At 72.3% G+C, this 6,908-nt stretch carries 5 protein-coding genes; all 5 read right to left on the bottom strand.

The window, feature by feature from the left end; genetic code table 11:
* Positions 1 to 253: 253 nt before the first annotated feature.
* Positions 254 to 772, bottom strand: coding sequence for a DUF4240 domain-containing protein (locus GT045_RS30270; RefSeq protein ID WP_161287515.1), 519 nt, complete (start codon positions 770 to 772; stop codon positions 254 to 256).
* A 177-nt stretch (positions 773 to 949) separates the two neighbouring features.
* Positions 950 to 1,933: a WYL domain-containing protein gene (locus GT045_RS30265; protein ID WP_161336123.1), complete on the bottom strand. Its 984-nt coding sequence runs from the start codon at positions 1,931 to 1,933 to the stop codon at positions 950 to 952.
* 180 nt (positions 1,934 to 2,113) lie between these two features.
* Positions 2,114 to 4,816, bottom strand: a complete 2,703-nt coding sequence (gene aceE, locus GT045_RS30260; protein WP_161336122.1) for a pyruvate dehydrogenase (acetyl-transferring), homodimeric type — start codon at positions 4,814 to 4,816, stop codon at positions 2,114 to 2,116.
* 259 nt (positions 4,817 to 5,075) lie between these two features.
* Positions 5,076 to 5,699, bottom strand: coding sequence for a GntR family transcriptional regulator (locus GT045_RS30255; RefSeq protein ID WP_161296992.1), 624 nt, complete (start codon positions 5,697 to 5,699; stop codon positions 5,076 to 5,078).
* Between the two features lie 204 nt (positions 5,700 to 5,903).
* Positions 5,904 to 6,908, bottom strand: a 1,005-nt coding sequence (sucB, locus tag GT045_RS30250) for a 2-oxoglutarate dehydrogenase, E2 component, dihydrolipoamide succinyltransferase (protein WP_161336121.1), incomplete at its 5' end; no start/stop codon positions are given.

Here is a 6,908-nt window from a genome sequence, read left to right as displayed (position 1 = left end):
GCAAGCCGACGGGGGCTGGGAAGCCGGCCGGGAAGAGCAAGCCGACGGCGGCGGGCAAGCCGAGCGTGTCAGGGAAGCCGGCCGTCTCAGGGAAGCCGGGGGCGGGTGCGGATGTGGAGGACGGGGACGGGAGCGGGTGAGTCACAAGGGGTAAGCGGACCGCTTCCGAGCCCGCCGGCCGTTTCCGAGCCCGCGGACCGTTTCCGAGCCCGCCGGCCGCTTCCGATCCCGCGGGCCGCGCCGGGCCGGGGGCCTACCCCCTGAACCGCTCCCACAGGCGGGGATAGCGCTGGGCCAGTACGCGGTCGTCCTCCAGGTCCAGGGAGGTGCCCTCGGGCTCCGCCGGGGCCGGGGCGATGCCCAGCTCCGGTGCGACGGTCCCGGTCAGCTGCTCGTACGCCTCGTCCGCCGCGTACCCCAGCTCCTCACCGTCGCCGTCGATCTCCTCGTCGAACTCGCCGAGCAGGCCGGCCAGCGCGTCCGGATCGTGCAGTGAGCCCTCGTAGACCTCCCGGCCCTGGCCGATCAGCCAGCACCGGAAGAAGTCGAACGCGTCGTCGCTGCACCCGTCCAGCAGCAGCCAGGCGGCCCCCCACAGGTCCCAGCGGTACGCGCGGTTGTAACGGGCCTCGAAGTGACGGGCGAAGTCCAGGACCAGCTCCGGGTCCAGCTGGAGCAGCCGGTCCACGAGCAGGTCGGCCTGTTCCTCGGGGTCGCCCTCGGCGGCCTCGCGGGTCGTGTCGATCAGCTCCCAGAACTCCGTCTCGTCCATCACGCCACCAGCATCGGGCCTCGGCCGGTGGGGCGCACGCGGAGTACGGGGATCGCGCTCTGCCCTTCCCGCGGTGGCGCGGGGCCGCGTCTGCCGTTCCGGCGGTGGTACGGCCCGGCGGTGCGGATCGCCGTCAGTCGTCCCCGGGGTCGTGGAGCGTGGCGGTGTGGGCCGTCGTCAGTCGTCCCCGGGGCCGTACAGCGCGGCGGTGCGGGCCGCGTCCGCCGCGAACCGCTTCCGCAACCGGGCCGGCGCCAGCACCTCGGCCTCCGGCCCGAGCGCCGTCAGCTGGCCGTGCGCGACCTCCTCCGACTCCACCGGCAGCGTCACCGTCACCCAGCCGTCGGCGTCCGGCGGGCCCGCCCCCTCCAGCGCCTCCCGCGCGCCCGGCGGATCCACGGTGTGCGGCAGCCGGCGCACGCCCTCGGGGGAGAGCCGTACGACCACCTCGGCGCGCAGGATCGACCGGGCGAACCGTTCCGCCTGGCCCGCCCAGAAGCCGGGCAGATCGAAGTCCGGCTCGCGCTCGAAACGCTCCGGGAGGGCGTCGACGGCACCGAACCGGTCGATCCGGTAGGTCCGGAGGGAACCGCTCTCCGCCACCCGCGCGCACAGGTACCAGACGCCGGCCTTCAGCACGAGCCCGTACGGCTCCAGCCGCCGCTCCACCTCGCGGTCCGCACGCCGGTAACGCGCGAGGACCCGGCTGTCCCCCCACACCGCCTCGGCGAGCACCGGCAGCAGCGCGGGCGTCTCCGGCTCCCGGAACCAGGCGGGCGCGTCCAGGTGGAACCGCTGGGCGGCCGTGTCGGGGGCGTCCCGCAGCGAGGGCAGCAGCGCGGCGGAGACCTTGAGCCGGGCCGCCGAGGCCGCGTCCGCCAGGCCCATCTCCCGCAGCGCCCCCGGCACCCCGCTCAGGAACAGGGCCTCGGCCTCGCTCCGGGCCAGCCCCGTCAGCCGCGTCCGGTACCCGCCGACGAGCCGGTACCCCCCGGCCCGCCCCCGGTCGGCGTACACCGGTACCCCCGCCTGCGACAGGGCCTGCGCGTCCCGCGTCACGGTCCGCTCCGACACCTCCAGCTCCCGTGCCAGTTCCGCGGCGGTCATGACGGGCCGGGACTGGAGCAGGAGCACCATCTTGATCAGTCGGGCGGCACGCATACGCTCATGATGCCGCGCCCCGGTGACAGCGGGCCCGAGAGCCGTCACGGGGAGAGGGAGCGGGAACGGCAGAGCGGCGGATCCGAAGGGCTCGCACCCCTCAGGTCCGCCGCTGAGGCAGGTCACCACGGCGGTGGTGACCGGCGGCGGCGCACCGCCCGTCACCACCCGCGTCGGTGGCTACAGCCCGTACTTCTCCCGGGCCTCCTTGACCGCCGTGGCCTTCACCTCGCCGCGACGGGCGAGCTGGGCCAGGGCCGCGACGACGATCGACGGGGCGTCGACGCCGAAGTGGCGGCGGGCGGCCTCACGGGTGTCCGACAGGCCGAAGCCGTCGGCGCCCAGCGAGGACCAGTCCTGCTCGACCCACTGCGCGATCTGGTCCGGGACCTGGCGCATGTAGTCGGAGACCGCGAGGACCGGGCCCTCGGCACCCTGGAGCGCCTGGCGGACGTACGGCACGCGCTCCTCGCCGCGCAGCAGCGCCGCGTCGGCCTCCATCGCGTCCCGGCGCAGCTCCGACCAGGAGGTGGCGGACCACACGTCGGCGGCCACGCCCCACTCCTCGGCGAGCAGCCGCTGGGCCTCCAGCGCCCAGTGGATCGCCGTGCCCGAACCCAGCAGCTGGATGCGCGGGGCGTCGGCCGGCGCGGACACACCCGCCGACTCCGCCGTGTTGAAGCGGTACAGGCCCTTGACGATGCCCTCGTCGATACCGAGGCCCTGCGGCTTGGCCGGCTGCGGCAGCGGCTCGTTGTAGACCGTCAGGTAGTAGAAGACGTTCTGGTCCTCGCCCGCCTTCGCCTCGCCGTACATCCGGCGCAGACCCTCGCGGACGATGGCCGCGACCTCGTACGCGAACGCGGGGTCGTAGGTCAGCGCGGCCGGGTTGGTCGCGGCGATGACCGGGGAGTGGCCGTCGGCGTGCTGGAGGCCCTCGCCCGTCAGGGTCGTACGGCCGGCCGTCGCGCCGACGAGGAAGCCGCGGCCGAGCTGGTCGCCGAGCTGCCACATCTGGTCGGCCGTGCGCTGCCAGCCGAACATCGAGTAGAAGATGTAGAACGGGATCATCGCCTCGCCGTGCGTCGCGTACGCGGTGGACGCGGCGATGAAGTCGGCCATCGAACCGGCCTCGGTGATCCCCTCGTTGAGGATCTGGCCGTTCTTGGCCTCCTTGTAGTACATCAGCTGGTCGCGGTCGACCGGCTCGTACGTCTGGCCCTTGGGGGAGTAGATCCCGAGCGAGGGGAACAGGCTCTCCATGCCGAAGGTGCGCGCCTCGTCGGGGACGATCGGCACCCAGCGCTTGCCCGTCTCCTTGTCCCGGACCAGGTCCTTGACCAGGCGGACGAAGGCCATGGTGGTGGCCACGTTCTGCGAGCCGGAACCCTTGTCGAAGGAGGCGAACGCCTTCTCGGCCGGGGCGGGCAGCGGGGCCAGCGCGTGCGTGCGGCGGGCCGGGGCCGGGCCGCCGAGGGCCGCGCGGCGCTCCTGGAGGTAGCGGACCTCGGGGGAGTCGGCGCCCGGGTGGCCGTAGGGGACCACGCCGTCGGTGAAGTCGCTGTCCTTGATCGGCAGGTCCAGCAGGTCGCGCATCGTCTTGAACTCGTCCACCGACAGCTTCTTCATCTGGTGGTTGGCGTTCTTCGACGCGAAGCCCTCGCCCAGGGTGTGGCCCTTGACCGTCTGGGCCAGGATCACGGTCGGCGCGCCCTTGTGCTCGACGGCGGCCTTGTACGCGGCGTAGACCTTGCGGGCCTCGTGGCCGCCGCGCGAGAGGTGGAAGCACTCCAGGATCTTGTCGTCGCTCAGCAGCTTCGCCAGCTCGGCGAGCGCCGGCTCCTTCCCGAAGAAGTCCTCGCGGATGTAGGCGGCGTCGCGGGTCTGGTACGTCTGGATCTGCGCGTCCGGTACCTCGCGCAGGCGGCGGACGAGCGCGCCGGTGGTGTCGAGCTGGAACAGCTCGTCCCAGGCGGTGCCCCACAGCGTCTTGACGACGTTCCAGCCGGCGCCGCGGAACTGGGCTTCCAGCTCCTGCACGATCTTGAAGTTGGCGCGGACCGGGCCGTCGAGGCGCTGCAGGTTGCAGTTGATGACGAAGGTGAGGTTGTCCAGCTCCTCACGGGCGGCGAGCGCGAGGGCCGCCGTCGACTCCGGCTCGTCCATCTCGCCGTCGCCCAGGAAGGCCCAGACGTGCGAGGCGGAGACGTCCTTGATGCTGCGGTTGGTCAGGTAGCGGTTGAACCGCGCCTGGTAGATCGCCGACAGCGGACCGAGGCCCATGGAGACCGTCGGGAACTCCCACAGCCAGGGCAGCCGGCGCGGGTGCGGGTACGACGGCAGGCCGTTGCCGCCGGCTTCCTGGCGGAAGTTGTCCAGGTGGTGCTCGTTCAGCCGGCCGTCGAGGAAGGCGCGGGCGTAGATGCCGGGGGAGGCGTGGCCCTGGATGTACAGCTGGTCGCCGGAGCCGTCGCCCTCCTTGCCCTTGAAGAAGTGGTTGAAGCCGGTCTCGTACAGCCAGGCCGCGGAGGCGAAGGTGGCGATGTGGCCGCCGACGCCGTGCTTCGCGCCGCGGGTCACCATGGCCGCCGCGTTCCAGCGGTTCCACGCGGTGATCCGGGCCTCCATCTCCGGGTCACCGGGCAGGCCCGGCTCCGCGGAGGTGGGGATGGTGTTGACGTAGTCCGTCTCGAGGAGCTTCGGCAGCGCGATGCCGCCCGCCTCGGCGCGCTCCAGCGTGCGCCGCATCAGGTACGCGGCGCGGTGCGGCCCGGCCTCGCGGGCGACGGCGTCCAGGGAGGCCTGCCATTCGGCGGTCTCCTCCGGGTCGCGGTCGGGGAGCTGGTCGAGCGCGCTCGGCTGGATGGCGTGGGGGTCGGTCATGTCGCCGCCTTCCTCAGTCGAAGGGGGTTCCCTCATCGGTAAGGGTTCGGGGGTGCCCTAGGTCTTTGGCAGGACAGGGCAGCGGGCTTCGGTAGAAGTCCGTCGGTGACTTTAACTCCCTGATCGATGATCGATCAAAGGGTTGAGGCCGAAAACCTCTCGATTCCGGGAAACTAGGCACCCGGTGCCTGCACTGATGGCACCGGGTGACGCGCTTTGGCCTTGTTTTCGCAGGTGAGCGCGGGAATGCTCGGCTGGGTCAGGGCCGTGGGGCGCACCCCAGGACATGCGCCTTCACCAGCTCGGGGATGCGCGGGTCGCGCCGCTTGAACGCCTGCACCAGCTCCTCGTGCTCCTCCGCGTAGGACTGCTGGACCGTGCCCAGCCAGCGGATCGACAGCGCCGTGAAGACCTCGATGCCGAGCCCCTCCCAGGTGTGCAGCAGCACCGAGTTGCGGGCCGCGCGGACCAGTTCCCGGTGGAAACCGACCGTGTGGCGCACCTGGGCCGTACCGTCCGCGTTCCGGTCGGCCTCGTACAGGGCCAGCACGTGCGGCTCCAGCGCCGAGCAGTCCTCCGCGAGCCGCTCCGCCGCCAGCTCGGCCGCGATCGCCTCCAGGCCCGCCCGGACCGGGTAGCTCTCCTCCAGGTCCGCCGCGGTCAGGTTGCGCACCCGCACGCCCTTGTTCGGCGCGGACTCGATCAGCCGCAGTGACTCCAGCTCGCGCAGGGCCTCGCGCACCGGGGTCTGGCTGACCTCCAGCTCCGTGGCGATCCGGCGCTCCACGATCCGCTCACCCGGCTGCCAGCGCCCGCTGACGATCCCCTCCACGATGTGCTCGCGGATCTGCTCGCGCAGCGAGTGGACGACGGGCGCGGTCATGAGGGCTCCTTAGGGAGAGGCCGGCTTGCGGCCTCCGGGGGCTTCGACGTTTAGACAATACGGCCGGTCCGCTCGGCGGGCAGGGCGCATGGACGTGCTTTTGCGCAGGTGAGACGAGCCTTACACGCGGGGTGTGCCGACAAACACGAACACCCCGCCCGGAATGCTCCGGGCGGGGTGTTCGGGTACGACGGCTCAGGTGGGTCAGAGGCCCAGCTCGACCTCGAACTCGCCCGCTTCCAGGATCGCCTTGACCGCCGTCAGGTAACGGGCCGCGTCGGCGCCGTCGACCAGGCGGTGGTCGTAGGAGAGGGTCAGGTAGGTCATGTCGCGGACGCCGATGACCGTGCCCTCCTCGGTCTCGATGACGGCCGGACGCTTGACCGTGGCACCGATGCCGAGGATCGCGACCTGGCCCGGCGGCACGATGATCGTGTCGAACAGCGCGCCGCGCGAACCGGTGTTGGAGATGGTGAAGGTCGCGCCGGACAGCTCGTCCGGGGTGATCTTGTTGGCGCGGACCTTGCCGGCCAGCTCCGCCGTGGCCTTGGCGATGCCCGCGATGTTGAGGTCGCCGGCCCGCTTGATGACCGGGGTCATCAGGCCCTTCTCGGAGTCCACCGCGATCCCGACGTTCTCGGAGTCGAAGTAGGTGATCGTGCCCTCGGCCTCGTTGATCTTGGCGTTGACGACCGGGTGGGCCTTCAGCGCCTGCGCGGCGGCCTTGACGAAGAACGGCATCGGGGAGAGCTTGACGCCCTCACGGGCCGCGAAGGAGTCCTTCGCCCGGGCGCGCAGCTTCATCAGGCGCGTGACGTCGACCTCGACGACCGACGACAGCTGCGCCTGCTCGTGCAGCGCCTTGACCATGTTGTCGCCGATGACCTTGCGGATGCGAGGCATCTTGACGGTCTGGCCGCGCAGCGGGGAGACCTCCAGCGCCGGGGCCTTCCTGGCGGCGGCCGGGGCGGCGGCAGCGGCCGGGGCCGGTGCGGCGGTGGCGGCCTTCGCGGCCTCGGCGGCGGCGAGGACGTCCTGCTTGCGGATGCGGCCGCCGACGCCGGTGCCCTTGACGCCGGCCAGGTCGACGCCGTTCTCCGCGGCGAGCTTGCGCACCAGCGGGGTCACGTACGCGCCCTCGTCGGTCGCCTGGGTGGCGGTCGGGGAGGTCGGCGCGGTGGCCGGGGTCACCGGGGCCGGGGCGGGCGC

Origin of the sequence: Streptomyces sp. SID486, from assembly GCF_009865385.1 — a bacterium.
In the GTDB taxonomy this organism is placed as follows: Bacteria; Actinomycetota; Actinomycetes; order Streptomycetales; family Streptomycetaceae; genus Streptomyces.
This window is presented reverse-complemented; position numbering and strand designations above follow the sequence as displayed.

What these genes read in the sequence shown, in the direction of transcription:
- GT045_RS30270 (WP_161287515.1), bottom strand. Translation starts at nt 772, where the DNA reads ATGGACGAGACGGAGTTCTGGGAGCTGATCGACACGACCCGCGAGGCC.
- GT045_RS30265 (WP_161336123.1), bottom strand. Translation starts at nt 1,933, where the DNA reads ATGCGTGCCGCCCGACTGATCAAGATGGTGCTCCTGCTCCAGTCCCGG.
- aceE (WP_161336122.1), bottom strand. Translation starts at nt 4,816, where the DNA reads ATGACCGACCCCCACGCCATCCAGCCGAGCGCGCTCGACCAGCTCCCC.
- GT045_RS30255 (WP_161296992.1), bottom strand. Translation starts at nt 5,699, where the DNA reads ATGACCGCGCCCGTCGTCCACTCGCTGCGCGAGCAGATCCGCGAGCAC.